Source organism: Virgibacillus sp. NKC19-16, from assembly GCF_021560035.1.
Lineage (GTDB): Bacteria > Bacillota > Bacilli > Bacillales > Amphibacillaceae > Virgibacillus_L > Virgibacillus_L salidurans.
On the sequence record NZ_CP074373.1, the window covers coordinates 2,885,514 to 2,912,405 of the forward strand.

The 26,892-nt window shown below is 41.1% G+C and carries 20 protein-coding genes and 1 CRISPR repeat array; of the genes, 7 read left to right on the forward strand and 13 right to left on the reverse strand.

The annotated features are described in order from the left end of the window. Positions 1 to 131: 131 nt before the first annotated feature. From KFZ58_RS14725 to KFZ58_RS14740, 4 genes are all read right to left on the reverse strand, one after another. Entirely contained in the window at positions 132 to 1,541 is a 1,410-nt protein-coding gene (locus KFZ58_RS14725) for an MDR family MFS transporter (protein WP_235792049.1), read from the reverse strand. 422 nt (positions 1,542 to 1,963) lie between these two features. Then, the gene (locus KFZ58_RS14730) at positions 1,964 to 2,188 is read right to left on the reverse strand and encodes a hypothetical protein (RefSeq protein WP_235792050.1); all 225 of its coding nucleotides are present in this window, start codon (positions 2,186 to 2,188) and stop codon (positions 1,964 to 1,966) included. Between the two features lie 141 nt (positions 2,189 to 2,329). Then, on the reverse strand, positions 2,330 to 5,419 hold the full coding sequence (locus KFZ58_RS14735; RefSeq protein ID WP_235792051.1) for an AAA family ATPase: 3,090 nt from the start codon (positions 5,417 to 5,419) through the stop codon (positions 2,330 to 2,332). Between the two features lie 27 nt (positions 5,420 to 5,446). After that, on the reverse strand, positions 5,447 to 6,631 hold the full coding sequence (locus tag KFZ58_RS14740; protein WP_235792052.1) for an exonuclease SbcCD subunit D: 1,185 nt from the start codon (positions 6,629 to 6,631) through the stop codon (positions 5,447 to 5,449). 409 nt (positions 6,632 to 7,040) lie between these two features. Here KFZ58_RS14740 and KFZ58_RS14745 point away from each other — a divergent pair, with 409 nt between their 5' ends. Further along, positions 7,041 to 7,661, forward strand: coding sequence for a MerR family transcriptional regulator (locus KFZ58_RS14745; protein WP_235792053.1), 621 nt, complete (start codon positions 7,041 to 7,043; stop codon positions 7,659 to 7,661). Next, positions 7,619 to 7,837: a DUF2187 family protein gene (locus tag KFZ58_RS14750; protein ID WP_235792054.1), complete on the forward strand. Its 219-nt coding sequence runs from the start codon at positions 7,619 to 7,621 to the stop codon at positions 7,835 to 7,837. The genes KFZ58_RS14745 and KFZ58_RS14750 overlap by 43 nt, the downstream gene beginning before the upstream one ends. 176 nt (positions 7,838 to 8,013) lie before the next feature. Further along, positions 8,014 to 9,432: direct repeats of the CRISPR family, unit length 36 nt; unit sequence GTCATAGCTCCATCAAAGCCATTGCTGTGTTATGAT. Positions 9,433 to 9,642: 210 nt separating this feature from the next. On the opposite strand, the gene cas2 is transcribed toward KFZ58_RS14750, so the two are convergent. The 5 genes from cas2 to KFZ58_RS14775 all read right to left on the reverse strand — a co-directional run bounded on the left by cas2 (position 9,643) and on the right by KFZ58_RS14775 (position 15,095). Further along, on the reverse strand, positions 9,643 to 9,951 hold the full coding sequence (cas2, locus tag KFZ58_RS14755; RefSeq protein WP_235792055.1) for a CRISPR-associated endonuclease Cas2: 309 nt from the start codon (positions 9,949 to 9,951) through the stop codon (positions 9,643 to 9,645). Positions 9,952 to 9,961: 10 nt separating this feature from the next. Then, a complete protein-coding gene (cas1, locus tag KFZ58_RS14760) occupies positions 9,962 to 10,855 on the reverse strand; it encodes a type II CRISPR-associated endonuclease Cas1 (RefSeq protein WP_235792056.1) in 894 nt (297 codons plus the stop codon). Positions 10,856 to 10,956: 101 nt separating this feature from the next. Further along, the gene (gene cas9 / locus KFZ58_RS14765; RefSeq protein WP_370642506.1) at positions 10,957 to 12,255 is read right to left on the reverse strand and encodes a type II CRISPR RNA-guided endonuclease Cas9; all 1,299 of its coding nucleotides are present in this window, start codon (positions 12,253 to 12,255) and stop codon (positions 10,957 to 10,959) included. Next, on the reverse strand, positions 12,186 to 14,186 hold the full coding sequence (gene cas9 / locus KFZ58_RS14770; RefSeq protein WP_235792058.1) for a type II CRISPR RNA-guided endonuclease Cas9: 2,001 nt from the start codon (positions 14,184 to 14,186) through the stop codon (positions 12,186 to 12,188). The genes cas9 (KFZ58_RS14765) and cas9 (KFZ58_RS14770) overlap by 70 nt, the downstream gene beginning before the upstream one ends. A gap of 753 nt (positions 14,187 to 14,939) precedes the next feature. Beyond that, complete coding sequence (locus KFZ58_RS14775; protein WP_235792059.1) at positions 14,940 to 15,095, reverse strand: hypothetical protein; 156 nt, start codon at positions 15,093 to 15,095, stop codon at positions 14,940 to 14,942. A gap of 324 nt (positions 15,096 to 15,419) precedes the next feature. On the opposite strand from KFZ58_RS14775, the gene KFZ58_RS14780 reads away from it, so the two are divergent. The 3 genes from KFZ58_RS14780 to KFZ58_RS14790 all read left to right on the forward strand — a co-directional run bounded on the left by KFZ58_RS14780 (position 15,420) and on the right by KFZ58_RS14790 (position 19,197). After that, positions 15,420 to 16,748, forward strand: a complete 1,329-nt coding sequence (locus KFZ58_RS14780; protein WP_235792060.1) for a S8 family peptidase — start codon at positions 15,420 to 15,422, stop codon at positions 16,746 to 16,748. Between the two features lie 119 nt (positions 16,749 to 16,867). Then, positions 16,868 to 17,491 carry a hypothetical protein gene (locus KFZ58_RS14785; protein ID WP_235792061.1) on the forward strand — a complete coding sequence of 208 codons (624 nt, stop codon included), beginning with the start codon at positions 16,868 to 16,870 and terminating at the stop codon, positions 17,489 to 17,491. Further along, on the forward strand, positions 17,491 to 19,197 hold the full coding sequence (locus KFZ58_RS14790) for a GMC family oxidoreductase N-terminal domain-containing protein (RefSeq protein WP_235792062.1): 1,707 nt from the start codon (positions 17,491 to 17,493) through the stop codon (positions 19,195 to 19,197). Before KFZ58_RS14785 ends, KFZ58_RS14790 begins: the two co-directional genes overlap by 1 nt. Positions 19,198 to 19,265: 68 nt before the next feature. On the opposite strand, the gene KFZ58_RS14795 is transcribed toward KFZ58_RS14790, so the two are convergent. Continuing rightward, complete coding sequence (locus KFZ58_RS14795; RefSeq protein ID WP_235792063.1) at positions 19,266 to 20,411, reverse strand: dicarboxylate/amino acid:cation symporter; 1,146 nt, start codon at positions 20,409 to 20,411, stop codon at positions 19,266 to 19,268. Positions 20,412 to 21,086: 675 nt separating this feature from the next. On the opposite strand from KFZ58_RS14795, the gene KFZ58_RS14800 reads away from it, so the two are divergent. Together KFZ58_RS14800 and KFZ58_RS14805 are read left to right on the forward strand one after the other, a co-directional pair. Then, positions 21,087 to 22,403, forward strand: a complete 1,317-nt coding sequence (locus tag KFZ58_RS14800) for a lysine N(6)-hydroxylase/L-ornithine N(5)-oxygenase family protein (RefSeq protein ID WP_235792064.1) — start codon at positions 21,087 to 21,089, stop codon at positions 22,401 to 22,403. A gap of 39 nt (positions 22,404 to 22,442) precedes the next feature. After that, on the forward strand, positions 22,443 to 22,694 hold the full coding sequence (locus KFZ58_RS14805) for a GlsB/YeaQ/YmgE family stress response membrane protein (RefSeq protein ID WP_235792065.1): 252 nt from the start codon (positions 22,443 to 22,445) through the stop codon (positions 22,692 to 22,694). An 81-nt stretch (positions 22,695 to 22,775) separates the two neighbouring features. Here KFZ58_RS14805 and KFZ58_RS14810 read toward each other — a convergent pair whose 3' ends face one another. From KFZ58_RS14810 to KFZ58_RS14820, 3 genes are all read right to left on the reverse strand, one after another. Then, positions 22,776 to 23,117 (reverse strand): ASCH domain-containing protein, encoded by a 342-nt coding sequence (locus KFZ58_RS14810; protein WP_235792066.1) that lies wholly within the window; start codon positions 23,115 to 23,117, stop codon positions 22,776 to 22,778. Positions 23,118 to 23,249: 132 nt separating this feature from the next. Beyond that, the gene (locus tag KFZ58_RS14815; RefSeq protein ID WP_235792067.1) at positions 23,250 to 24,776 is read right to left on the reverse strand and encodes a BCCT family transporter; all 1,527 of its coding nucleotides are present in this window, start codon (positions 24,774 to 24,776) and stop codon (positions 23,250 to 23,252) included. Between the two features lie 494 nt (positions 24,777 to 25,270). Then, a complete protein-coding gene (locus KFZ58_RS14820) occupies positions 25,271 to 26,878 on the reverse strand; it encodes an esterase/lipase family protein (RefSeq protein WP_235792068.1) in 1,608 nt (535 codons plus the stop codon). Positions 26,879 to 26,892: the final 14 nt, after the last annotated feature.

The window sequence follows — 26,892 nt, forward strand, 5'->3', positions numbered from 1 at the left end:
AGGAAAAACTGTCAAGTGGGAAATTTAGATAAACTTTCTTCAACAATATGGCCTTAAATTAAAAAGAGCACAATTCTCACTTCAGAATTGCGCCCCTTAGTTTAAGATTATCTTCCATATCAGTAAATATTTTAACTTTCCGTTGAACGATCTCTCGGTTTTACTTCTTCTTTGAGTTTAAACGAAAGTATGAATCCAAGGATTGCTGTGATTGCCGCTACGATAAAGGAAACATTCACACCATGAATAATACCATTCACTGTGTCGTCTTGTATGGCAGTTGTCGTCATGATGGTGACAAGAACCGCAGTACCGATCGACCCGGAGACTTGGCGGAATGTGTTATTAACCGCAGTCCCATGTGGTATAAGATGGTCAGGCAACTGATTCAAGGCCAGGGTTGTCATTGGCATCATCACCATTGCAATTGAAATCATTCGAATACCATTCATGCTTGCTAGATATGCGAAGCTTGTATCCGCAGATAAATCCGTGAACGCGAAAGTGGTCAGTGATAATAGTAAAAGACCACCGCGAGCAAGCCACTTTCCTCCAAATCTATCAAAGAGATATCCGGTAATCGGATTTGAAAATCCCATAATAATAGCTCCAGGTAACAACACAAGACCGGATGTGAGTGCCGAGAACCCAACCATATTCTGCATGTATAATGGCAAAATAACATTTGTTCCAATCATTGCAGCGAAGACAACCATCCCAAGAGCAGTCGCTAGCGTAAATGTGCCATGTTTAAACACCCTGAATTCGAGGAGCGGCTCTTTCAATTTCAATTGTCTTGTAATGAACCAATAGAGAGAAATTGCCCCGAAAACAATAGATAAGATTACCTGATAGCTGAGCCATCCAGCGTCTCCAGCGACACTGAAACCGTACAGGAGCCCACCGAACCCAATGGTTGAGAGGATAACAGATAATATATCCAATCTCGGATTCTTCTGTTCCGTCACATTTTTGAGTAAGAAGTAAGCCGCTATAATGTCTATAATCGCAATGGGCAGTACAACATAAAAAACACTGCGCCATGGGAATTGATCAACAAGAAAGCCTGCTAGACTCGGACCAATTGCCGGTGCAAATGCGATGACAAGCCCGAACAATCCCATCGCCGAACCTCTTCTGTGTACGGGAAAGGTAAGGAACAAGATTGTCTGCATAAGCGGCATCATTATACCAGCTCCTGCCGCTTGAAAAACGCGTCCAGCCATTAAGAATGAGAAATTTGGTGAAATAGCTGCAATAAAAGTTCCTATAGTAAACAATCCCATAGCAGTCAGAAACAGCTTACGTGTTGAAAATTTATCTATTAAAAAAGCTGTTACTGGAATCATAATACCGTTTACCAGCATGAAAACAGACTGCAACCATTGCGCTGTACTCTCACTTAAATTTAGGTCTTCCATGATAGGCGGAAGCGCAGTCCCAAGAAGTGTCTGATTCAAAATAGTAATAAAAGCACCTGATAATAATATCGCGAAAAGCGGTATTTGTTTTTTCCAATTAAACGTTTTTGTATTTTCCATTATATACCACCTTTTCTTGCAATAAAAACTAATCATAGATTAAATCACATTTTCCCAATATATCATATCAAAAACATAAAAGGCAATTTTAAAGTTTCAGTAGGATTGTATTTTGTAGTTGATTTTAGGGATGAAGAAAATAGCAGAGGAAATTATACTCCATAGAAGTTGTTTAAAACGCTATATGTAAAGCAGCTCATCAGTTTTAACGGGATTTCCGTTCTTACTCAAACAGAACGCCTTAATGGAATAACATTAGAAAACTTGGTTGTCACCAAGCCTTTAGGTAACAACCAAAGTCCGCACTTATGTAGCATAGGAAAGTTTATACTTTCCTATCTGCCAAGTAAAAAATGATCAAATTATTTACAGGTATTTATTCCAAATAAGCGTCCCATTGTTTTAAAAATTTCCATCATTTGCTATATTGTTTTCTGATATTTATCACGTTGTATAGCAAATAACAGCCAAATGACAAGTAATATTGTGGATACATAGCTGATATCCTTTTCAATTGGATGCCCAAGTGCCAAACCAACTATATCTTTGCTTAGAAAGGTTAAAATAGATAGGGCAACCACAGCAAAAATGGAGTGAATGATTAATTTAGTAAACCTAACTTCTGAAATTTTTGGGAAGTTTAACATATAAACAACTCCTTAATTCGGTGAAAATTACGCACCACCGACCAAAATGGACCGATTGTTGAGCAGCAAGACTGTATTTTTTAATCATCTTACTTCACACTTGCACTTTAACACATTAGAGCAGCGGGGGACAGTCCCCGCTCACACCACAAATTGGGTCCGACTTGAACCCTCTTTTGTTTTCCTCACCTCAAGCACTGCCGGAAAAATCGTTTTTAACTCTTGTACATGGGAAATAACGCCAATCATCCGGCCTGATTTTTGCAGGTCAACCAGTGCATCGATTGCTTTATTCAGCGATTCCTCATCTAATGTACCGAAACCTTCATCAATGAACATGGTTTCAATTGAAATATTTCCTTGAAAACTTTGAATCACATCGGACATGCCGAGTGCTAAACATAGGGAGGCATTAAACTTTTCCCCGCCTGACAATGTCTTGACATCCCTCGTTTGCCCGGTATAGGCATCATAAACATCAAGTGTGAGTCCGCTTTGCCTTCCGTGGGATTCCTGGCGATCACTTCGCATCAGGAAAAATTGGCCATTGGACAGGCGCTTCATGCGCTGGTTTGCAGCGTCAATGATTTGCTCTAAGTATTCGATTTGCAGATACCGCTCGAATGAGACTTTTTGCATGTTCTGACCTCTGATGACGTCATATAAATCCGTAATAGTGCTCAAGTTCTTTTCCGTTTCGCGAACGCGCACGTTTGCATCCATGATACTTGTCTTCAGCGACGCTGCTTCTTGATGATATTCCTTGGATTGATTCCATTTTTTAAACGCTGCTTCATAAGCTTGTTTTAACTCACTCAATCGTTCTTGCAAGACACGTAAATCCACATGTTGCTTGTCTTTTAGTGCGTCTTTTAATTCAGCTACTTGTTCCTGTAATGTTGATCGATTTTGGTTAAAAAGCTCAATATCATTTTTCAAATGCTGTGAGTCTCGTTCAGGCATCTTCGCTTGCTGATACGCTTGTTCCTCGTCAAAAGCAGCCTGCGTAAGTGCGTCGATAAACTGCTGATCGCACTTTTGTCGCTTCGTTTTCGCCTCTTCTACTTGCTTATTCGCATTGGTGAGATTGCTGGTAGCTTTTGTTTGTTCGTCTCTCGCTTGCTGCAGCTTTGTCTGCGCGTCCTGCCAAGACTTTTCCAGCTGGTTTTTAACGCTTTCCGTTTCCTTTATCTTCTGTTCTAATACAGATAACGCCCTTACTTCCTCAGGGATGCGCTGTATTCTTTCCTGGTAAACGGCGAGATCCGTTTCATAATCTGTTTTGGCTTGCTGATGTGCTTTTTCAGCCTCTTTTTCTTTTGCTTCCAGCTGCTTGTAAGCTTCATTTGTCTGTTCATATTCTTCCTTATATTTAGCAAGCTTTTCCCTTATGGTCTGAAGCTCATTTACTTCTGCTTTTAGTTTTTTTCCTTCATCAACGATTTGGTCTTTAGCTGTTGATACCGCGTCAACCTGTACCGAATAGGATGCAACTGCACGCTCTTTTTCCTTCAATTGTGCTGTAATGGATTCCAGATTAGCAGCTGCAGTTCGGTAAAGCTTGTCCTTCTCATCCAACTCCTGCTTTGCAGAATCGAGTTGCTCTTTTGTGATCATTTCGGATTCACTTGTAGCTTTCCTAGGATGATCGTGACTCCCACAAACCGGGCAAGCCTCCCCGTCATGCAGGTGGCTGGCTAAAACATGCGCCTGATCATTAAGCCACGTTTTCTCTAATGTGGTATAGGTTTCTTTTTGTTTTTCAAAAACTTCCTTCCTGTGGGTTTCTTCCTTCTTGTGTTCAGCTTGTTTTTCGCTTAAATCTAGGAAATCGATCAACACTTTTGCTTGTTCCCGCATGTCTATTAATTTTTGCTGTTTGTCCGGCAGTTGGCTAACTTGTTGATCCATTACCTTGATCTGCTCATTATAATTTTCCGTTTTAGCCTTTTTATCTTTGATTTCTGCCTGGAGCTTTTGCAGCTGATTGAAGGCGTGCTTTTCTTTGTTCTTCAGCTCCTGTACCTGTTGTTTTTTTACATCGATTTCTTTGACGATTGGTAAAAATTCTTGAAAACGATCGAGTTGTCTGCGGATGTCTTCCCTTTCCGTCTGTTTCGCTTCCTCCTGCTGATAGATGATCTGGACCTTTTCAACGCTATCGTCAGCTAATTTCTTTGCGTTTTCAGCATCATGTAGAATCTTTGTCTTGTTCTTTTCTTCCGCTCGCCATTCTTGCCTTTGATTTTCATATGGCACAATTTTGCTTGCACGTTCGGCATCTTCAAGCTGTTTTTGCTTTTTTTCATATAAGGGGACTTGACTTTTTAGTTCCTTCAACCGGCCCTCTTTTCGACTCAACTCTTCAAAACGCTCATTTAGTGCTTGCGCCTGGTGGAACTCGGTCTGCTTTTTATCATGCGCTTTGTATGCTTCTTCATATTTTTTCTGATCCATGCTTATTTGCTGGGCGTAAAAGCTGAGCTCCGCATCCAATCCGTCGATAATCTGATGTTCATTATAGTGCTCCTCGGATAACACTTGGAAAATAAGAGATTCTTCGCGCATTGGAAGGCTCGCGCGAATATGTTCGATATAATTATCCCGCGTTTGTTTGGCTTGATTAAACGCATCTTCTATCGCCTTTTTCTTCGTCCGCAATCGCTCACTGATTTGTTGGTACGGTTCAGTTTTAAAAAGCCGGCGCAAAATTTCCTCCTTATTTTCCGTTTGGGAGGTTAACAGTTTTCGAAATTCACCCTGTGGCAGCATGACGATCTGCTTAAATTGATCTTGCGTTAAGCCCATTAAAACTTCTATCTTTTTATCAATCTCGGAAACAATTTGCCGGTCCACACAAGGGACTTCACTTCCATCTACTATTTCAAAAAACGCATAGCGCTCCCCGGTTTTCGACTTATTTCCTTTTTTCACATGCCCCAATTGCCGGAGCACACGATAGGTACACCCCTTTAATTCAAATAGAAGTTCAACCGACGTATGTGTATCATCATTTGCAAAATCACTTCGGAGCATCATACTATTTTCCCGGTCTTGCCCACTAGCCGACCCATACAAGGCAAAACAAATCCCATCAAAAATCGTCGTCTTTCCAGCTCCCGTATTCCCGGCAATTACAAACAGACGATTACCCTCTAAATCATTAAAATCAATGACTTCTGTATTTTTATAAGGTCCAAATGCCGTCAATGTTAATTTGAGTGGTTTCAATGTGCTTCTCCTCCTTCCCTAGAGCGTCTAGTTCGTGACATAGTCTTTCTGTTTTTCCGTTTCATTATTTTCTTTTAAAAGATCATCCAGCACTTCTTTGAAAATGACTTCCGTTTCTTCTGTTGCTTCCTGACCTTTCACCTCTTTGTAAAATGCCTGAAAAAGCTCCAGATCGTTCATTTGGGTACGTTCGACTGATCTCTCGCCATCTTCAGACGAAGGAGCGTGAAAGTAATTTTTACGCTCCACATGCATCGCATTCGGATAGACCGACCTGATTTTTTCCATCGGTGAAAGGACTGCTGTTTCATCTGTTAACCGAACAAACACATAATCTTCACTCACCGAATGTGTCATTATTTCCTCGAGAGATGCCTCCACTGTGCGCATATCCCTGCTTGGGGTCAGATGACGTTTTTGGATCGTAACATCCCCATGTTCATCCATCTCCACGACATGATATCCTTTTTTATGATGCTCTTCTGATATCGAAAATTTTAAAATGGATCCAGCATAACGAGTCGCCTCATCAGACACGTAATGCGCCTGATGCAAATGGCCAAGTGCCGTATAATGAAAGGATGAAAAATGGCGCGCGTCCACATATTCCGATCCGCCAATGGAGAGCGGCCGTTCCGATTCACTAGTATTTTCCTCTTCTTCGCCATATGGCGTAACAAAGGCATGTCCGACAAAAACATGACGGGCTTTTTCGTCCATATTCGCTGTAATATGTTCAACTATCTTTTCCGATGCATCATTATGCGTGCGGATCGTATCATCATCTAAAATATTTCTGACGGTACTCGGATCACAATACGGGACGAGATGAAAATGAACTTCCCCATGCGCGTCGTTTAAAATGATCGGCTGCATACCGCTTGTGAAATTCCCCACAATATGAAAGCCATTGTTTTGCATAATGCCACTTCCAAAATTTAACCTGCTCGGGCTATCATGATTGCCCGCAACAGCAAGAACTGGCGTTTTCAATTTCAACACAATCGTCTCAAGCACCTCATCCAAAAGATGAACAGCCTCAGTAGGCGGCACCGCCCGATCATATAAATCACCAGCAATAATAACAGCATCCGGCTTTTCCGCTTCCACAGCCTGAATAAACTGCCGCAGTATGTAATCCTGATCCTCCGTCATATAAACACCCTGAACAAGTTTCCCCAAATGCCAATCCGCCGTATGAAAAAATTTCATTATATATCTCTCCCCTTTCTAGGAAGCATAGGGACGGTTCTTTTGCTTCCTCGTAGTTTGTTATTCAGTTTCACAGATAACGAGATTTCAAAATACACTTTCCCCCATTGTACCACGCCTCACCCACGAATTTGCATAAATCAAATCAAAATAGCATTCGACAAAATTCGGGTGAACAGGCACTGTTTGACCGTCCCCATGCCTCCCACTTTCCGCAACAAAATTACTTATTTCTTCCACATTTATCACAAATTCTTCCCAATCTCTTTCTTTATTATAAAGGTGAGCGGGGTATCAAGGGAAGTTAGAAAACTTGGCTTTGTCAAGCTTTTAGGGCAAAGCCAAAGCCTGAGCTTATGCAGATAAGGGATTTTTAAACTTTCTTGTCTGCCAAAAAAGAATGCTAACAATGACAAAAAAAGGAAAGACGGTGAATACATTGGAATTGTTAAGTATCAATGGATTATGTCAAATCGTTGGTGTCACAGAAAAAACGGCAGCAGATTGGACCAATGATTTTAACAACTACATCCCGAAAACATCCCAGTGGGGGACAACATATTATCCCCCTGAAGCAATTGAGACTTTAAAATTCATTAAAGCATGTAAAAATAAAAACTATCAGACGCCGCAAATTAAGAATATGCTAGCGAATAATATTTCTCCTATCACAATGGAAAGGACGATAGAAGATGTGCAACAGTCATTAGAAGAAGGAAATTACAAAGAAAATATTTTGACAGTGATGCAAACAATCGGAAAGACCGTTTCAAATGTCGCAGATCAGGAAAAATCGTTAAAAGCCTTACAAGAACAGAACGATGAGCAAAACAAACGAATCAAAAACATGGAAAAACAGGCCAAAGAAATAAATGATTTAAAACAAGAAATCAAAAATTTAAAGCAAAAACATATACCAGCAAAAGAATATGAAGCAAAAAAGAAATCTTTCGCAAAGCTTTTTGAACAACAAAAGGAGGATCACATATGTTTCAGCCAGATAGTAAAAAAGCTAAACCAGGAGATGTAGTAGAGTTTAAAAGAGAAGATTTGCTTTTAACTGGAAAGACATTACCATCAAAAAGTAAAAATAGTATTATCGTTGAAATATCATCTGAAAGTGATTTGGAAGCTGTTAATCGCGGTCATCCTAACACGGTAGTTGCCCATGAAAAATATAGGGTTATTAATAAAGGAAAAAATTAATAAACCATGAGAGGATTAGCCTCTCATGGTTTTTGTTAAAAACGTTTTTTCATGCATCTATGTAGATTATTGCCTCCTTTTCTATTAAAGTCGAGTACAAAATGCATTATCACAGTTCCATTAGCGCCATTTTCTTGTTATAGTTAAAATATAGCAGAAAGAGGATTTTACGTGTTGTCATAGCTCCATCAAAGTCATCGCTGTGTTATAATGTCTCAATCGCTTCAGGGTGATAATAGATGTCATAGCTCCATCAAAGCCATTGCTGTGTTATGATCCATTGACCCGTATTCAAGTTCATATGAAGGTCATAGCTCCATCAAAGCCATTGCTGTGTTATGATACAGACAGGGTTTTCTTTTGCTTAATTTGTGTCATAGCTCCATCAAAGCCATTGCTGTGTTATGATTAAAGTCCTTAACAAAATCGCGATGGTTGTGTCATAGCTCCATCAAAGCCATTGCTGTGTTATGATTCGGTCGTCATAATCTCCTTCAAAGGAGAAGTCATAGCTCCATCAAAGCCATTGCTGTGTTATGATTGCGCAAAGTCGGGAACCATACCCTATTCGGTCATAGCTCCATCAAAGCCATTGCTGTGTTATGATTGTTCGGGTGGTAACAATTCGCCTGCTTCAGTCATAGCTCCATCAAAGCCATTGCTGTGTTATGATAATGTATGATCAATGGATTTGAGTAGTTTGGTCATAGCTCCATCAAAGCCATTGCTGTGTTATGATCCACTGCATTTTCTTCATTTACATAAGCGCGTCATAGCTCCATCAAAGCCATTGCTGTGTTATGATTTAGATGTCTTTTTTCATCTTTCCATGCCTGTCATAGCTCCATCAAAGCCATTGCTGTGTTATGATGGTTAACGACATCATCTGATAAATATTCTTGTCATAGCTCCATCAAAGCCATTGCTGTGTTATGATTCCGATAGCTTTTCTATATCGATAACTTTTGTCATAGCTCCATCAAAGCCATTGCTGTGTTATGATTGAGGAATTGTATTTGAAGTTAGGGATTGTGTCATAGCTCCATCAAAGCCATTGCTGTGTTATGATAAGCACAAGGGAATTCGTCAAACGTTATGGGTCATAGCTCCATCAAAGCCATTGCTGTGTTATGATCATTTAGTAATAGATAGTGGGTATCAAACAGTCATAGCTCCATCAAAGCCATTGCTGTGTTATGATCTTCGAAGAAGTTGAACCACTTTTCTTACTGTCATAGCTCCATCAAAGCCATTGCTGTGTTATGATTGAAAGGGCTGGTATACAAACTGATTTAAGTCATAGCTCCATCAAAGCCATTGCTGTGTTATGATTCGCCACCTCCGCCAGAAGGTTGTCCTTCCGTCATAGCTCCATCAAAGCCATTGCTGTGTTATGATTCCAGAGGAGGATACGGCAAAAAATTTCATGTCATAGCTCCATCAAAGCCATTGCTGTGTTATGATCATCAATCTATGCTCATAATGTCCAAACCCGTCATAGCTCCATCAAAGCCATTGCTGTGTTATGATAGTCAGAAGTAGACAACCTTATAGACACGGTCATAGCTCCATCAAAGCCATTGCTGTGTTATGATACGTAGCCAATAGAGCCTGCTAAAACAATACTTTGCAGGCTTTATTGTATTATTATTCCGCTGAATAATTATTTTTCCCTGCAACACGTAATCCATATTTTAAAAAAATAACTCGCATTTGTCTCTTTTTAACTACAGTATGCCCTGTTTCTCTATCTTTTATACCCCAAACCTTCTACTATCTCCATTTTTCCATACTTCTATACATATCTAAAAAAGAGTCAGTTGATTTATCGTCACCTTTTCCTCATTTTTCGTTTTATCTCCTAGTAAAAAGCGCATCCGCTCATATTGTTTTTCCGTTATAGGCAACGCACGAATCGACCCTTTTGGCGGAAGGTTTCTCTTTACCTTTTCAAGCTGTCGTTCCATTGACTCGTGGCCATTACACAGCCTGCAATAAACAGAAAACTGCATCATGTCAAACCCTTCATCAAGTAAGTAATTTCTGAAACGGGTATAGTCTCGCCGCTGCTTTTTTGTTTTTACCGGCAAATCAAAAAATAACATTATCCTCATAAAACTGCTCCTATTCATATTGATGTACCTTTGCAGGGAGTAATTCAGGTAGCTTTTGATACGAATAATCTTGCTGACGGCAACTGGCAACAAAGCTTTTCACCATTTCATCGATAGCAGCCGTAATGGGATGTCTTTCACCGGAAATCAGAATATCTGTATTTGCTAAATTAACTAGCCCTGCTCGAACTTCTGCATCCCATTTCTCCACATCTTGACCAGCAACATGGCAATCAACAATAGGACGAAGCACTTCCATAAAGTCATCGGCTAAATTAAAAGCATTTAATTGGTTATCATGATAAAGACCTAAGCAGGTGGTGAAACCGTAATTTGCGAGAGCCCGTGCTACTAATCCCCGCATAATGGCATAGCCATAATTGAGAAGGCGGTTCGTTGGGTCAGTTGAGCGACGTGTAAAACTTGAATCAAATAAATGCTTAAAATATAACTTTGCAGCGACTGCCTCACGATTGGTCGCGTCTCCAGATTCTACCTCTTTTATTAATAGACTTAGTTCCTTACCGCCATCCTTCTCCATTACATCTAAGCACTTCGCTTGATTTAAAATTTTCTGCTGAATAATTTGTTTCCATACCCGCTTTTTAAAAGGTTTCGTAAGTGCCATTTGCATCTCTAATACTGTCAATTGTCTGGAATGCTGGTGGAAACCTGTCCAGATTCCATTCGGAAGTTTTCTAGAATCGCATGTAAACAGACTTACCTTATGCTCCGCACATGCGCTTAGGACATTGGCAGTGATTGTTACCGCTTGCGCCTCAATAAGGATCGAGGCAATATCTTGCATGGGAATCGTAATGGTATCTTCTTGCTGTACGACTAGTTGAGAGCGCTTGACTGATAGACGGGCATTGTTTGTGATCATGATATGACGCCAACTCATATTCTGATACTCCTCTCATTCTATTATTCACTATCTACCAGTCTCTCCATTTACTAGAATAAAAATACAGCAAGTAGAAAGAAATCTACCTGCTGTATTTTTTACAACGTTTGTTTTATTTTTTTCTGTTTAAACGTTTGACGTGATTCCTTTTTAACGAGTGACAAATCACCTAAAATACCAACCTTATATTTTTCCAGTGTGTCAATTCCACCAAGCGTATAACGGCGCGCAGTCTGTTCATGTGGAACATTTGCCTCTTTAAAAATAACCCGGTTGCTGCCAATATCAATGGTACTAAAGTAGAGGAATCTATCTTCATCCCCACGTCTCAGTCGAACTAAGTCATATGGATACAGACTAAATTGAAACGCAAAAGTTTCATCAAGCTCGTTCCATTGTTCGTATCCTTTTCCTGCTGTGACTACTCTTTTCGGCAACTCCGGCAAACTCGCATCTATAACATAGACTGGCACTGCATGATACTTCTCTTCTTTTAAAAACAGGTCAATTCGGACAAGATCGCCATTTTGAGCAACCCCACCATTCACTTTCCGGACATGCGATCGTTTATCAACTTCGACTTTTACACGGCGGATCGGGTTGCCCTTTCCCTTCTTGCTCGGTTTATAAAGCTCCTCTTCAAATGCCTTTTTAGAATTACCACCTTGGGCAAGGTACCGTTGTTTAATTGCTTCATAAGTGGCAGGATCAGCTTCCTTATTTACCATCGCAAAATCGCCATATTTGTCAAACTTTATCTCTTGTAATGGAACCCGTTTGACGATAATGGTTTTTCCTGTACGTTCATCAACGCCGCCTTTCATCATGATGGTCTCTTTATGAGCCGAACCTGTAACCGAACGCCTCGCCATTCGCGAAACCATCATATAAGAAGGGAGAGGGAGCTTGGCATCAAGTGCATGGTGAATCTCCTCAGGATTTGGCAATGCCGAAAGATGAGTTAAAAGCTCATCGCGAAAACCTTCCCATGGGCGCGGGAAAAATGGCTCTTTTATTTTTGTATTGTTTTCTTTTCCTTTGTGATAATTGGTTAAACGTTGCACTATTCCATCATCCGTACATGCTACTACTATAGCATCCAGTGCATGGTGAAGATGGGTTTCCTCACGGTGCTTCTCAAGTCCCCATCGACTACGCATATGAGAGGTTATTCGCCCATTCACTGTATTAACCCACTTTTTTCGGCCAGAATATTTTGGCTGAAGTCGCTGTTCCACAAAGTTTTTAAAAAATCGGCTGATATATCGTGTGTCATTCAAATGACGTTCTTTCACCAATTCTTCTTCACGTGCAGAGAATTCCTTCTTTAAAAGGTACTGCTTCTTCGGTTTTGAGAACTTTGCATTACTATTGACGTAATCCTCAAAGTCCTCCAGCGATTCCCTCTATTTCTCAAATAATCAAAGGGAATCCGATTTCCTTTTTTTCGGTTTTCGTCGCTATAGACAAGCACTTTATTATGGTAGTTATCCATAAAGCTTTGGCTATATGGCAAAATGTGATCCACATCCAATTTCGGTGCACTGTTTCTTTCTCGCTTCAATTCCTTAAAAAATTCTTCTGCAGGAATTTTCTTTTGTGAATAGGCACACTTACGCTCTTGTTCTTCCCAAAGCTTATACCTCACAATATCATGACCTTTGGGATTTAAAATTCCGAATTCCGTAAGCATTTTAATCGCACCGGTATTTCGCTCATAATTGGCTCGCTGCGATTTAACTAGTTTGTTACGCTCTTCATGCGTCTTTGAAAGCTCACGTGCCAGTTCAATATGAACGGAAACAGGTGACCCGTATCGTTTTATAATTGCATTAACAACTTTACGCGATTGAGTAAGCGCCCGTTTTACAACCGGATTTGCAATATCATCAGGAATCGGCGGTAGCAACTTCTCGCGCTTGGCCTTTTGCAATCCTGTCGTATCATAACCTAATTCATCCGCTGCTTTCTTAAAAGTTAGTCCTTTTTCCATATGCGGCAACAAGTTTTGTATTGCTTTCGATGATAGATGACCGAACTTAGAATAAGAAAGCAGGAGAAGCGAATCAATCAGTTCTTCAGCAAATACCCGTTTTGCCAGATTTTGAGAACTCTTTAAATAATTACGGATATCTTTATCCGTTTTATAGACAGTCAGCGCAAAGCCTATCGCATCGTAATCATCCTTATTGTAAGTCTCTCCCGTATCGGCAGTGTGTATATCGGTTACCCGCTTAATTTGATAGAACGCATTCAAGTTAACAAAAGGAAGTTTTTCGTTTTGATTAAGCTTCGCCTCAGGATCGTAGGTTAGCTCATTAAATTTCAGGGTCTCATCAAGCTTTATCCACTTCCGGATATCTGAGTACTTAACTACTGGTGCACTTTTACGCTTGGCCAAATCCTCCCGATTAAAAAGTTTTTCTAAAATAGTAGCGCGCTGTTCTGTTGTCAGTGGCTCCACATTTGTACCAACTCTAATCCGGTTGATTTTATCCAGGGCCATGTAGTATTGAAATGTATAAGTTGCTTTAGGAATACGGCGCTCTTCCGGCTCAAGGGAACAAGAGCCTACTTTCTTCAAAATTGCGCTCCCTGAAGCAAAAGGAAGCTGATGGTTCCAGATTTTCAAATAGGCTTCCTGCAGTTCTTCAGTAGCATGCGAAGAGCGGAATCCACGCTGACTTTCGAAAAGCGTCACAATTTCCTGTTCCAGGTCATAGCGGCTCACATTAAACACATACTCCCCACTTGAATTGCGGCGTTTATCATATTTCATAAACTCCGGGTCATTCATCCACATTTCCCCGACCGTACGATATTTTGTTAATCGTTCCTTGTTGTCTTTAACACTCGAAAGGACAGCCCCAGTCTCTTTGTCGCTTTGTTCGGATTTTCGGTTCGACTTGAAGCCGCGACGCTGGGCAAGATGAATGAGTAGGCGCCCCCATTCCTGCCGACTTAATAACCGATCCAACCCTTCCAGGCGGATGTCCCATATATCAACAGAACCTTCTTGAAGGGGGTAAAGCTGCTTCAACTCCTGTTCATTTAATACGTCAAAATTTACAAGAAGCTGACGAATTTCCTTTTTCCTTTCACTACGGCGACGCAAACGCCGGCGAGAGGAACGCGCTAATCGACGAGGTTCTGCTAACGAAGCACCCGTTTTCGGAATTTCCGCTTTGTCAAACATTCGCACCCCTGCATCAACAATGGTAACTGTTTCAAATTTTTTATTGTTCTCATCCAATGCAAGCTCAATGACGCTCCACCCAACTGAATTTGTGCCAATATCAAGTCCTATACGATAATCTAAATCTTTCATCCTGCTCCTCCTCTATTATCATTTTTAATAAGCTTTGCCATTTTTTCTATAAAAAAGACCTCAGCTACGTACGAATAGCTAAGGTCAGTCTTGTTGTATGTAGTGGGGAGACACCCATCATAGACGGGCAGGCGATCCCCAACGCCACGAGCTACTTACTCAAAGTAGCCTTATCATAGAAACATCAAAGCCATTGCTGTACTATGATAAATCTATCATAACCTTTGACCTAGGTATTGTCAAGTATATGCAGTTTTGGATTAAGATGGAACTATGATTTAAGTAAATTTTTGGTAATTTGTTGGCTAGGAGAGAGTTACAACTAGGGTCTTTACTAAGAATCCTTTACAAATTGGCTCAAAAATGTATGTATTTTCATTTAAGAGCAATTAATTTATACGAATACACCTTAATTTATTTAAGAACCTTACCACTATTATGGATTTCAATTACAATTAAATTTAGATTTATTGTTATTGTGGATATCCTTTTTAATACGTTTCTAAGATTGTGCATAATTTCACCTCTATTCAATTGGTAAATAGATATACCAAGGATACACTAATTATAAATTTTCGCAACTTTCCCCTAACTATCTTGAATAGTAATCTATCAAAATTTAATTGTCAAGTTTTCCTTTTAAAATAATTTTTATTGTTATTAATAATAGAATATTGTATTATAAACTTTAGTATACATTTATCCATACCTTATTTTGGTAAATAGAGTCTTAGCCCCATCAAAAGCCATTGCTTATATGATTGTTTCAGTAAGCTGAGACAGACAAAATAATTTAAAACTGGTTCCGATCATTGGTTTTTGATCGGAACCAGTTTTCATTGGATTATTTTCATTATCTATTGGATGATGTGTATTCATAGCAGTGTACTTTCTCAAATTTACCGTCATGAATACTTCCTATTCATTAACCTTTAGAAGTATAAGGACAGATCCCCCTTCTACTTGCTGCTTGCTATCTAATAGACCATTAACATGTTTTGGAACACTCACTCCCCTTTTATATATTACTGTCTTTTATAAATGCCCTGCAAACATTTCTCCAACATAATCCGCTTCTAAAAAAGGAAGCAGAAGAACCGCCTCCGTGCTTCCCTGTCCCCTGCTTCCAGTCTATAAGTCTACCAGACAAGCGCCTTTTTTAACGAATCCTCCTACAAACACCGCCATTCTCTCTTTAAATCTTCATAGCATGAGAGAGAAGGAGGTGATAGAATGTTAGGATTTTCCATGATTCAACTTACAAGAAATCATAGTACTAAATTTGACAAGGAATTGCGTCAGAGTCTTATTCATTTATATAAGCCTTTTCGCCGTACACCTTGTTTTTTACACCGTCCATTTGAAAAACTACTAAAAAAATCCAAGAAATTCCCCGTCATTATCGAATTTGAACAACAAGATGCAAATGCGGCAGCAAATAAAGTTCATGAACTCGTTAAGCCTGAATTCAGATCCAAGATAAAACAAGACTTTCAATGCACATGTAGCTGCTCGGCAACCTTAACTGCATCCACCATCGAAAAACTTATGAACGACGATGGTTGCCAGATTAAAAAAATATATTATGATCGAGAAGTCAATGCTTTGTTGGATGTTGCTTCTCCATCCGTTCATGCCGAACAATTGAATGAACAAGGTCTGACTGGAACAGATATCAATATCGCTGTCCTTGATACTGGGGTTCATCCGCACCAGGATTTAACAGAATCAACGAACCGAATTATTGCCTTTAAAGATTTTATTAACGATCGACAGGATCCTTATGACGATAATGGGCATGGAACACATTGCGCAGGGGATGCGGCTGGTAACGGATTTTTATCAGACGGTAAATACCGCGGACCTGCTCCGGAAGCTGGTGTTATTGGTGTAAAGGTACTCAACAGAATGGGTTCCGGATCCCTTTCCACGATTGTTTCCGGTATTCAATGGTGTATCGACAATAAAGAGGAGCACCAAATCGATGTCATTTCCCTATCTTTAGGGGCAGCTGCTGATGAATCTGACTGTAATGATCCACTTGTTCAAGCTGTAGAGGCAGCATGGGAAAGCGGTATTGTTGTTTGTGTAGCTGCCGGAAATTCGGGGCCTGATCAACGAACGATCGGCACTCCTGGAATCAGTTCAAGGGTCATTACCGTTGGAGCAATAGATGATCAGAATACAGATGATCGTTCAGATGAAGAAATAGCACCTTTTTCAAGTCGCGGACCTGCTTGTGGGGAAGAGTCAAAACCAGATATATTAGCTCCTGGGGTAAATATTATTTCCCTTAGAGCTCCAAGATCTTTCCTGGACAAAACAAATAAGTCAAGTCGAGTCGAAAGCAACTATTTCTCTTTGTCAGGAACATCGATGGCAACACCAATCTGTGCTGGTATAGCTGCTCTTGTCCTTCAGGCAAATCCGGAATATACCCCTGATCAGGTGAAACAGGAACTACTTCAAAGTGCGACCGATCGCGGATTGCCGCCTTATGCTCAAGGTGCAGGGTATGTTGATGCAAAAGAAGCTGTCACATTAGATAATAACGAACAATAGGTGAGACTGAAGGAAGCATGAGAACCGTTCTCATGCTTCCTCCCTTTCACTCCCTAAAATCCGTTCATAAATCCGAAATTCAAAAATACATATAGTACTATCTGTGCAATTAGAAAGAGGTGACTATTATCAGTACGAATACTCAAGAACAGGAATACACCCAGGCAAGCTTCCAAGCACTTACGGATGCCATACTCCCGCCCGATTCTGAGTACGCTTATGATTTCCCTGACATGGGGGTTCATGCGTATATCATTTATGCGCTCGATCACTACGTTTCTATTCAGCAACAACTGCATCACACTGTCGTACCCCTCGCTTATCCTACAGCTGTCATGCTAGATACCGCAGCGGCGAAACTTGTATATACACATCAAGCACACCCCTCTCCGCAAAGTCATTTTCCAGGCGGAGGAATGTTTTCTTTCCTTTCCCGCCAAGACCGTATACGAACATTAGCTGCACTTGAGAATCTTTATGTCGATATGTACGCACTACCATCTCCTTACCAAAATAATGCAGGACTCGTCAAACATGTGACGGATGCCCTTAACCGCTTTTCCATGTTTGGCTATTATTCAGAGTGGCCCGCTTATGGTTCAACACGATTGTACCCACCAGATTCCCGGCGCCTTCAATTTTTTCCACCGGGTTGGCAACAAGTTGGTTATCCCGGTGTATCATTAGGTTATCGCGATTTCCGTGGGTTTTTATTAAAAATGGGCAGAAGTGAGGTTGAATAATGAAGACAGATCCTGATGTAATTGTTATTGGAGCTGGCGGTGGCGGGCCTGTTATTGCCAAAGAGCTTGGGGAACGCGGAATCAATGTGTTGGTGGTCGAAGCAGGCCCATGGTATGGAAATAAAAAATGGCCGGAGCCGAATCAAAATCGTGGGAAGGCAAAGATGAGTTCCGACCCCGGGGATCTCGATGGTTCCCTTTACCGCAATCAGTTTACACGACTGGAAAATGATATGAATGATTTGGTTACTGGTAAATTTCGCTGGGGATCGGCTGACCGGAGGCGTACGCCTTGGTACAGGAATGTTCCTGATCGTTCATTTTTATATCAAAGTGCCGGAATTGGTGGCTCAACAGTTCATTATTATGCCAACTCACTACGAGCATTTCCACAAGCGATCGATGACGAATGGCCGATAAATTACGATGATCTCATCCCCTATTATGAAAAAGTGGAAAACACATTACCGGTTGAATTTGCACCAACCACATCGAAAGAGGCACTTTTTTACTACGGGGCGGAGAAGGCTGGATTTCCCCTAAATCAGACATTAGATGTAACAAGCAGCGGATATCGACCGCAGCCGAATGCTATTTTGCCACCGAATGAGCATCTCATGGATCCAGATGTTTCTTTAGAGGAATTAAGTCATATGGAAGGTTGTACATTAAGCGGGCATTGTGGGCAAGGATGTCCTTATGGCCCATCGCTAGAGAAAATGGCGAAACGATCAACCAATGTCAGTTATGTTCCCCTCGCGATGAAGACAGGAAATGTCACGTTTAGGCCAAATACATTTGTCATGAAAATTTTAACGGAAGACAGCGCCAGCGGAAAACCCCGCGCGACAGGTGTTCAAATTAGAGATACGTGGACAGGTGAAATGGAGGAATTAAGCGCTGGAATTGTCGTAATGGCGGCAGGCTGTATTGAAACGCCACGCCTTTGGTTGAACTCCGAATTGCCTCATAATGACTGGGTTGGGCGCGGTATGACCACACATTATATGGATATGGTAACAGGAACATTTGATGCGCAAACATTAATGGAAATTTTAGGGAGTCCATCTGTTAATCCATTCGTTGGGCATACGTCAGGTGCACGGCTTGATTATCCTGGACTCGGCATGATTGAAAATCTTGGAGAAAGCCCGGGTCTGTCTGCTCAACAAGCTTTCGGGTTCAGTCAATATGGGTATAACATCCTGCGCGGCCCTGGTTCTGACAAATGGGATCAACGCGGAAGACTGACTGGGTCTGAACTGGAAGAAGCCATGAACGGCTACAAAAGATCACTCACACTTTTAATCGTCACAGATGATGAGGTCCAGTATCAAAACAGAGTTGAGCTCGATCCCAATATTAAAGATGAACATGGTCCAGTGCCGTTCGTACGTTATACACCAAGTGAAAAATCGAAAAAGAGAAGAGATCAATTAGCAAAAGTCGCCACAACGATGTTGCGAGGGGCAGGTGCAAGTCAAGTCCACCGAAGTGACCTGCCACCGAATTATTACATTCACATCCAAAGCACGATGCGAATGGGCTTTGTCGTTGACTCGTCTTGTGAAGCGTATCAGGTGCAAGGACTCTACATTGCCGACAATAGCGTCGATTATAATGCCCTTGGCGGCCCAAACCCAACCTTAACGACCCAGGCACTCGCCACCAGGACTGCAGAATTGTTAGCTGACAAGTATTTTTGACGAGGGAGGCATACCAAAGAATGTAAAAACTATCCCCTCACAATTAGTAAGGGGATAGTTACGTTTAACTATTTATTACGCATTACCTTATCAACAATTAAAGCAATAGCTCCATCTCCGGTTACGTTTGCGGCTGTACCGAAGCTATCTTGGGCCATATACAGGCCGATCATTAAGCCTAAAGCTGTTTCATCAAATCCAAGCATGGTACTTAGTAAACCTAATGCAGCCATGACCGCGCCACCAGGGACACCAGGTGCAGCAATCATAATAATTCCCAGCATCATAATAAATGGTAGTATCATGCCAAATGTAGGCATTGATAAACCATTGGAGAGTACCATGACAGCAACGGAACAAAGCACAATCGTAATCGTACTTCCAGATAAATGAATCGTCGCAGATAACGGAACGGCGGAATCTGCTATCCCATCACTAACTTCATTTTCCTTTGATTGCCTAACGGTGACTGGAATCGTTGCAGCACTTGACATTGTTCCCAAGCCGGTAAAGTAAGCTGGAAGCATCGTTTTTAAAGCTGAAAAAGGATTTCTGCCTGTAAAAGCACCTGCAGCCGTAAAAAGAATAGTTAGCCACACCCAATGAACGGCTATAGCTAAGACTAACACTAAACCAAATGCCCGTAACGTATCTGCGACCGCCCCATCAGCAGCAAGTTCTGCGAATATACTCCCAATATAAAACGGCAAAATAGGAATGATAATCTTCCAAATCATTCGTTCAATGATCTCTTTCCCTTCATCAAAAAAGGACTTCATTGTCGGGCTGTTAATCCTTGTGATACCAATACCAAATACAAACGCGGCTACTAATGCTGTCATGACCCCCGTAATCGGGTCAATGGTAAATTCAAAAAAGGGTTCAAACCCTGCTGTTTCCTCTGCCGTACCACCACTCTGGCCAGCTAGCATTGGTATAAAAATAATAGCAACAATAAATGCTAATGTACCAGCAAGTATGGTTGATGAGTAAGCAATAGCCGAAGTTAGTCCAAGCATTTTTCCTGAATGCTTTCCAAAACTGGCAATACCACTGACAATAAAAAAGATGATAATGAGCGGAATCGTGAATTCGAGAAATTGTCCAAAAATCTCTTTAAACGTAACGATGATTCTAGTAATAAATTCAGGTACTATCAGGCCAACGACAATCCCGGTCACGATCCCAAGAGCTAACTTTATAATTAATCTCATTTCTGAAACATCCTCCCCCCCTATAACATACAATATGACTTTATCACACAGCTTATTCTAAAACAAGATAATTTTCAGAAACAAGTAGCATGGAGCCACCTTTATTCCGACAAGGACGTTTTCTAAAAGATTGTTGCTTTTGACACAAAAGCTATAAAAGACGGCGTAATACTGTTTGCTATAAGTATTTGCTATAATCGCCGTTCGGGATCGCTCCGGGCGGATGCTTTCCGCGGGCACGGCCTCAGCCTCCTCGCGGAAGATCACCGCTGCGGGGTCTTCGGACACGTGCTGTTCCCGCAGGAGTCACCGCCCTTCGCTCACCCAAACTGGTGAGGTGGTTCGATATTTTGAATATTGATTACTAATGCAATTTAGCGCAGTACCTGAATGCCAACGCAGGAAATACATAGAGACTCCGGCGGAAGGAAAGGAATCAGTGAGACCCCGAAGTGCGCAGCACGAGGAGGCTCGCCAGCCGTGCTAAGGTGCGCGGAATGTATTTCCGGAGCGGAGAAAAAGTACCGATCTTAATTTCAAGTTATGCCGTCTTTTTTACATCAACTCCGAAGATTTAAAAACAACAATATTTACGAAAGTACCCTCCCACAACGTATAAGCCTCAATAAACTGGTTACATTAAGCAAGAATCATACCATAGAGGGAAGTGGAGAAATGTCGCGCGAATTATACGATATGATCGGTATTGGCATTGGGCCTTACAACCTTGGAATGGCGGCTCTTCTTGAGAATACACCTGAACTTGATGGTGTGTTTTTCGATAAGACGCCGAAGTTTGAATGGCATCCCGGGATGTTAATTGAACATATGAGTTTGACAATCCCATTTTTAGCGGACCTTGTCACGTTTGCTGATCCAACAAGCAAGTTCACGTATATCAATTATTTACACGAACAAAACCGCCTGCAACAGTTCTATTTCTTTCGCAAATTTCAGGCCCCGCGCCAGGAATATAATGATTACCTCGGGTGGGTCGCAGGTCAGTTAGATCAGCTACACTTCGGTTATGAAGTTGTGGATGTTATCGACCATAAAGAAGCTGATGAGCCTCATTATGAGGTGGTAGTGGAAAAAATCTCAACCAAAAATCGAACCTCTTACTTTACAAAAAATGTAGTAATGGGAACTGGTAGCGAACCATTTGTGCTGGATACGATGGAAGGACAACCAAAGGAAGATGTGTTACATACGAGTCGGTACATGTATGAAAAGGAAGATCTGGTTCAATCACCAAATATTACGGTAGTAGGTTCCGGTCAAAGCGCCATTGAAGTACTTCTGGATCTATTGAAGGAACAAGAAAATAAAGAGTTTCAATTGACGTTACTCACCCGTTCCAGTGGACTGTTTCAGTTGGAGAATGCCAAATTTGGCCAGGAATATTTTTCACCTGACTTTATAGATTACTTTCATTCGCTCGACCTTAAGCAGCGAGATAACACATTGGAAACCCTAGGGAGCTTGAGAAAAGGGATTAATCCGGAAACGCTGATGGAACTATATGAGACGCTTTATCACAAAACAATTGGAAAAAAGAAGCAACCGGTAACGATCCAACCCAATACAGAAGTAAAGAATCTAAGTAAAAAGAATAACAAGTATGTCTTGCATTGTCATCAGTGGCAAAAAGAAAATGACTTTGAATACGAAACGAATAAGGTTATCCTGGCCACCGGGTATAAACCGCATATTCCGGACTGGTTTTATGATCGTTTTCAAGACGCAATTGAGTGGGAAGATGACAAGCGTTATAAAGTCACCAGGGATTATCAGCTCACGTTTAAGTCCAAAAGAGACCATCATTTTTTCACCCTAACAAATTTGGAGCATTCTCATGGAACAGCAGCCACCAATTTAGCCTTATCCGTCCAAAGAAACATCCAAATCATCAACCTGGTCGCAGGACGGGAAGTATATCAAAACAAACGGAATACGATTTTTCAACAGTTTAGGATGGAAGATGAATCTTAAGTTTAAAAAGAATAGTACAAATCACAAGGAGGAATTATTATGGGTTTTATATGGAGTTTAATTGTTGGAGGAATTCTAGGTTGGTTAGCAAGCCTAATTGTAGGTAAAGATGTACCAGGTGGAATCATTGGTAATATTATCGCTGGTTTTATTGGTGCGTGGATTGGCTCTTCACTATTAGGAAGTTGGGGCCCTGAAATTGGTGACTTTTACATTGTCCCAGCGTTAATTGGTGCCATTGTACTTATTTTCATCGTAAGTTTGATTATGAGAGCGATGAGGAGTACATAATGAAAGAGTTTGTGCTCGTTGGAACGTAATTAGTCCTTATCTAAATGGAAGCAAGAACACCTCGTGAGCCCTTGCTTCCATTTATTCTGCAGATTCGAATTCATGAACCCATACATTCATCTCAGGCTCCCATTTCATACCAGGATGTATAGACAGTATAGACTGTTTATATTCCTCCACGTTTTGGAACCCTTCCTTTAGAGCATCTTCATCTGTAACGTCCCCCAGTTTTTGCTCATATACATCTGTAACTATAAATCTACGGTTGTTTAGCACCATGACCTCATCAACATCTGCATAACGATCATTCCGACGAGTCGCCGTTTTTTCTCCATTGATTACTTTATCTATGTCTGCTGGAATGGTAACCAACCTATCAATTGAACACCTTTTAGGTGGAAGCGAATGGTTCTTATTGTTCATCTAGATTCTCCCCTTTTTTCCATTGTATCAAATATGTATAATTGGTGGAAGCATGGGGACGGCTCTTTTGCTTCCTTGAAGTATTAAGGCTTATCAAGGAGGCATGAGAACCGTCCCCATGCTTCTTCTTTCTTACAATTTTTGTTCTTTAAAAAGTTCCCTGCATACACGTGGTGCACTCCAAAATGTGGTTAACATCAGCAAGGATACGGGGACAGCCGTTACTACAATAAAGGATTGCAGGGCGTCGATGCTCGATTCCCCAATCGTGATTAGTACCGTTGCCACAATTCCCATAAGAAATGCCCAGAATACACGCAGTAATCTAGAAGGGTCCCCATTTCCAGTAATGGCCATCGAAATCGTCAAGGACATGGAATCTGTCGTTGTCAGGACGAAAATAATGGTCGCTAACAGGAATAGAAAACCGATTATCGTTCCAAAAGGAAGCTGATCCGCAATGGCAATCATCGCTGCTGGCGGACCATCGCTATTTAGCGGCCCTGAAACAGAACCAGGGTTACTTTTTTCCCCAGCTATTCCTGTTCCACCAACGATCGTAAACCAGAACGTCGTTACAACAGGCGCGATTACTGCAATAGCTGTAACAATTTCCCGAATTGTACGGCCACGAGAGATACGACTGACAAATAATGCCATCATCGGCGCATAACCAAGGAACCAAGCAAAGAAGAAGACGGTCCATCCACCAAGCCAAGCCCCATCACTAGTGAAAGTACTCATCGTGATGAAATTTTCTACATATAAACCAAATGACTCCAGATATGAATCGAAAATAAATAGCGCCGGACCAAGTATAAGAACAGCCCCAACAAGAAACAGAGATAAAATAATATTATAACGGCTCATAATTTGTATCCCTTTATGAATTCCAGTAGCGGCAGAAATGGCAGCCAATATGACAATTACAATAATAATCATGCATTGAATAACTATATTATTTGGAACTCCAAACAAAGCATTTAACCCATAACCAGCTTGTAAACCAAGGAATCCGATTGGCCCAATCGTACCAGCCGCTACCGAGATAATAGAAAATACATCTACAAATGTGCCAAGTACACTTTTTTGCATAATCTTATCTCCAAAAATCGGATAAAGCAATGCTCTCGGCTTAAGTGGTGCACCGCGGTGATAATGTGCATACATCAATACAAATGTTCCAAGGGTTCCAAGTATCGCCCATGCAAGAAAGCCCCAATCGACAAAACTAGTGGCAAGTGCAGGAGAAACAGCCTCCGCAGAACCTGCCTCAATACCAGAAAAATGTGGTGGAACCGTCAAAAAATGACTCACCGGTTCAGCAGCAGCCCAGAATACGCCTCCCGCTGCCAGCAATGTGCACATAATAATAGAAATCCATTTGAAATTGCTCATCTCTGGTTTATCCAACTTACCTAATCGAATTTTTCCATACTTTGAATATCCCAGAAATAAGGCAATGAAAAACGTTCCCAACAGAAGAATTTGATAAACTTTACCAAAATATGTTGCCGACCAATCAAACAAGTAACTCACGCCATTAGCAACCATTTCCTGGTTGACCAATGCGAGAATCACAAAGGCAAGCAAAGCCCCACCACTTAAAAAAAGGACAGGTTTATCAATCGTTTGCTTATTTTTACTTAAATTATTCAAAAATGACTTCCTCCTAGCTACTTTTAAAGCAGCAATATAAAATTAAGACGCAACGACAGAGAATACAGTTTTTGAAAGGACATGTCAAGAGAGAAAATAGTGGAAGTATGAGGACGGTTCTTTTGCTTCCTAGCAGGAGCCCTTGCGAGGCATTATAAAATGAGTGGTCTGATATCATATTGGCCGCTAATAAAACTTCAGGAGATTTACATTATATGGTGACGGAATTAACTGATGTTATTAAAAAAAGAACCCGATTTCTTCGGGCTCTTGGCCATTTTGGATTATATAAAGACAGATGAAGAATATAGAGGGGAAGGCTTTGGTACAGAAAGTCTTAAAGAAATAATTCAATACTTGAAAATATTGTCTTTTGATTATATAGCCCTTTCCCCAGTCCCATTTGAAGAAGAAGAAAATGGGAATAAGAAAAAAGAGACTATTGAGAGCTTGAGTGCGTTTTACCAGAACTGTCCCCATGCTTCCCTTTCCTCCTATTTCCGCATCATTTCTCCAACATACACAGAATCGATAATCGTTCGTTTTAAAACATTCCCGTCTTTCGTTGATCCTTCTATATCAATGGTAATATTATACGCTTGGTTTTGTTTATCAAAGGTCAATTCCTGGGATAGATTTGCATCGCCGGCGACGAACCATGTTTCACTATTTTTTGGATTGCCCGACTCTGTTACATGATAAGTCGCTTTAACGGTGTCTTCCAATACTTCTTTGGAATTATTAACGTTTAAATTGTACGTAAGCTGCTGATCTTTTTGTAAACTAGCTATCTCTTTTTCCGTTTTTTCACCAAGATCTAGTTTCATTTCCGTGTCATAATTGGCCACTAAAAGGTATGCATTGTCTTTCTCAGTAGCCATTTCTACTTGCCACTCCCCAGCTTGAGGTTTATCTAGCGTCAACGAATGGCTAATAGCTCCCGGGAAAAATCCTTCATCTTGTCTTACTTTTTCGGCGTTTGTATTCACCTCTTTACCAGAAGGATCTATCACGTTTATTTCCGAAAGCTCATCTGCCGTTAATACATGGAGTGTCACCTTAGCAACATTTTCTTCCACTGCCACATTAATGTTGTTGTCGTTTTCCTCTGACAGAGAACCACCATGAACCCATTGATTCGTTGCAGGTGTATTGTTTTGCGCACTTTCTTTCTCTCCAAAAATATGTTTCTCTTCCAGTGCGTAATCACCTGCTATATAGTCCTCAAACACAGGAAAAGTCAGCCCGGTTCGAATGGACGTATGATTCCAATCGCCAATTGCTAATTCGTGGCCGCCTGGAAGATTGCTGCTTGCGGTCGTTACCACCCCGTCGTTATCTCCATAGCTGGATAGGTACGTACCACCAAACCATGTAGACGAAAACATCGATCCCCAGTCTGTACCGCCCAACGTGAAGTAATCATTAGCATACGCAAGAGGCTCTTGATCCATCATGACCCGAAAGTTTTCCATGTATCCGGTCTCCATTGCCGTTGTTCCTTCCCCACGCATACCAATTAAATCCGCAAGCCAACCTGCCCAAGAACTATTCGCTAAATCTGCCAGCTGTGACCCGTGATGCGGGCTTGAAAGCGTAATTACATTATCTACATATTCGGATGCACCATAGTAGGTCAGCGCTGTTTGTGCATCAATACCGCCCTTACTATACCCGATGATTGTTATCTTTTTGCCCTCAAAATGGGATGAAATCTCCTCGATCTTATCAGCTAATAATTCTCCATTATTCCACATGTCTGCAGAAGCACCACCCGCATCATGCAGTTGCACAAATGCCGTTTGGTAACCTGCATCATAAGCCGTTTGATACATGTCATTATCCTCCCAGAAAACTTGCGCCACATTATTCAAGCCTGGCACGAATAACAAAATAGGCGCATCATCCTGCAAATCAGGAGGCGTTTCACCAGCATACCACTCCCCAGGCGTCTCCTCATTTCCATTACTCCCCTTACCCATAACAGAAATTGGATCATCAGGGAACAGTTCTTTTGCTTCCTCAGCCGCCACAGGAACAGCGTATCCGACAACCAGTATCGCAAAGAAAATAGCAATGAACAAACCTAAACTTTTCTTCATCTCTACTCCTCCAA

Excerpts from the sequence above, each read along its gene's own strand:
- KFZ58_RS14725 (WP_235792049.1), bottom strand. The coding sequence starts at position 1,541 with ATGGAAAATACAAAAACGTTTAATTGGAAAAAACAAATACCGCTTTTC.
- KFZ58_RS14730 (WP_235792050.1), bottom strand. The coding sequence starts at position 2,188 with ATGTTAAACTTCCCAAAAATTTCAGAAGTTAGGTTTACTAAATTAATC.
- KFZ58_RS14740 (WP_235792052.1), bottom strand. The coding sequence starts at position 6,631 with ATGAAATTTTTTCATACGGCGGATTGGCATTTGGGGAAACTTGTTCAG.
- KFZ58_RS14745 (WP_235792053.1), top strand. The coding sequence starts at position 7,041 with ATGACAAAAAAAGGAAAGACGGTGAATACATTGGAATTGTTAAGTATC.
- KFZ58_RS14750 (WP_235792054.1), top strand. The coding sequence starts at position 7,619 with ATGTTTCAGCCAGATAGTAAAAAAGCTAAACCAGGAGATGTAGTAGAG.
- cas2 (WP_235792055.1), bottom strand. The coding sequence starts at position 9,951 with ATGAGGATAATGTTATTTTTTGATTTGCCGGTAAAAACAAAAAAGCAG.
- cas1 (WP_235792056.1), bottom strand. The coding sequence starts at position 10,855 with ATGAGTTGGCGTCATATCATGATCACAAACAATGCCCGTCTATCAGTC.
- cas9 (WP_235792058.1), bottom strand. The coding sequence starts at position 14,186 with ATGAAAGATTTAGATTATCGTATAGGACTTGATATTGGCACAAATTCA.
- KFZ58_RS14775 (WP_235792059.1), bottom strand. The coding sequence starts at position 15,095 with ATGACGGTAAATTTGAGAAAGTACACTGCTATGAATACACATCATCCA.
- KFZ58_RS14780 (WP_235792060.1), top strand. The coding sequence starts at position 15,420 with ATGTTAGGATTTTCCATGATTCAACTTACAAGAAATCATAGTACTAAA.
- KFZ58_RS14790 (WP_235792062.1), top strand. The coding sequence starts at position 17,491 with ATGAAGACAGATCCTGATGTAATTGTTATTGGAGCTGGCGGTGGCGGG.
- KFZ58_RS14795 (WP_235792063.1), bottom strand. The coding sequence starts at position 20,411 with ATGAGATTAATTATAAAGTTAGCTCTTGGGATCGTGACCGGGATTGTC.
- KFZ58_RS14800 (WP_235792064.1), top strand. The coding sequence starts at position 21,087 with ATGTCGCGCGAATTATACGATATGATCGGTATTGGCATTGGGCCTTAC.
- KFZ58_RS14805 (WP_235792065.1), top strand. The coding sequence starts at position 22,443 with ATGGGTTTTATATGGAGTTTAATTGTTGGAGGAATTCTAGGTTGGTTA.
- KFZ58_RS14810 (WP_235792066.1), bottom strand. The coding sequence starts at position 23,117 with ATGAACAATAAGAACCATTCGCTTCCACCTAAAAGGTGTTCAATTGAT.
- KFZ58_RS14820 (WP_235792068.1), bottom strand. The coding sequence starts at position 26,878 with ATGAAGAAAAGTTTAGGTTTGTTCATTGCTATTTTCTTTGCGATACTG.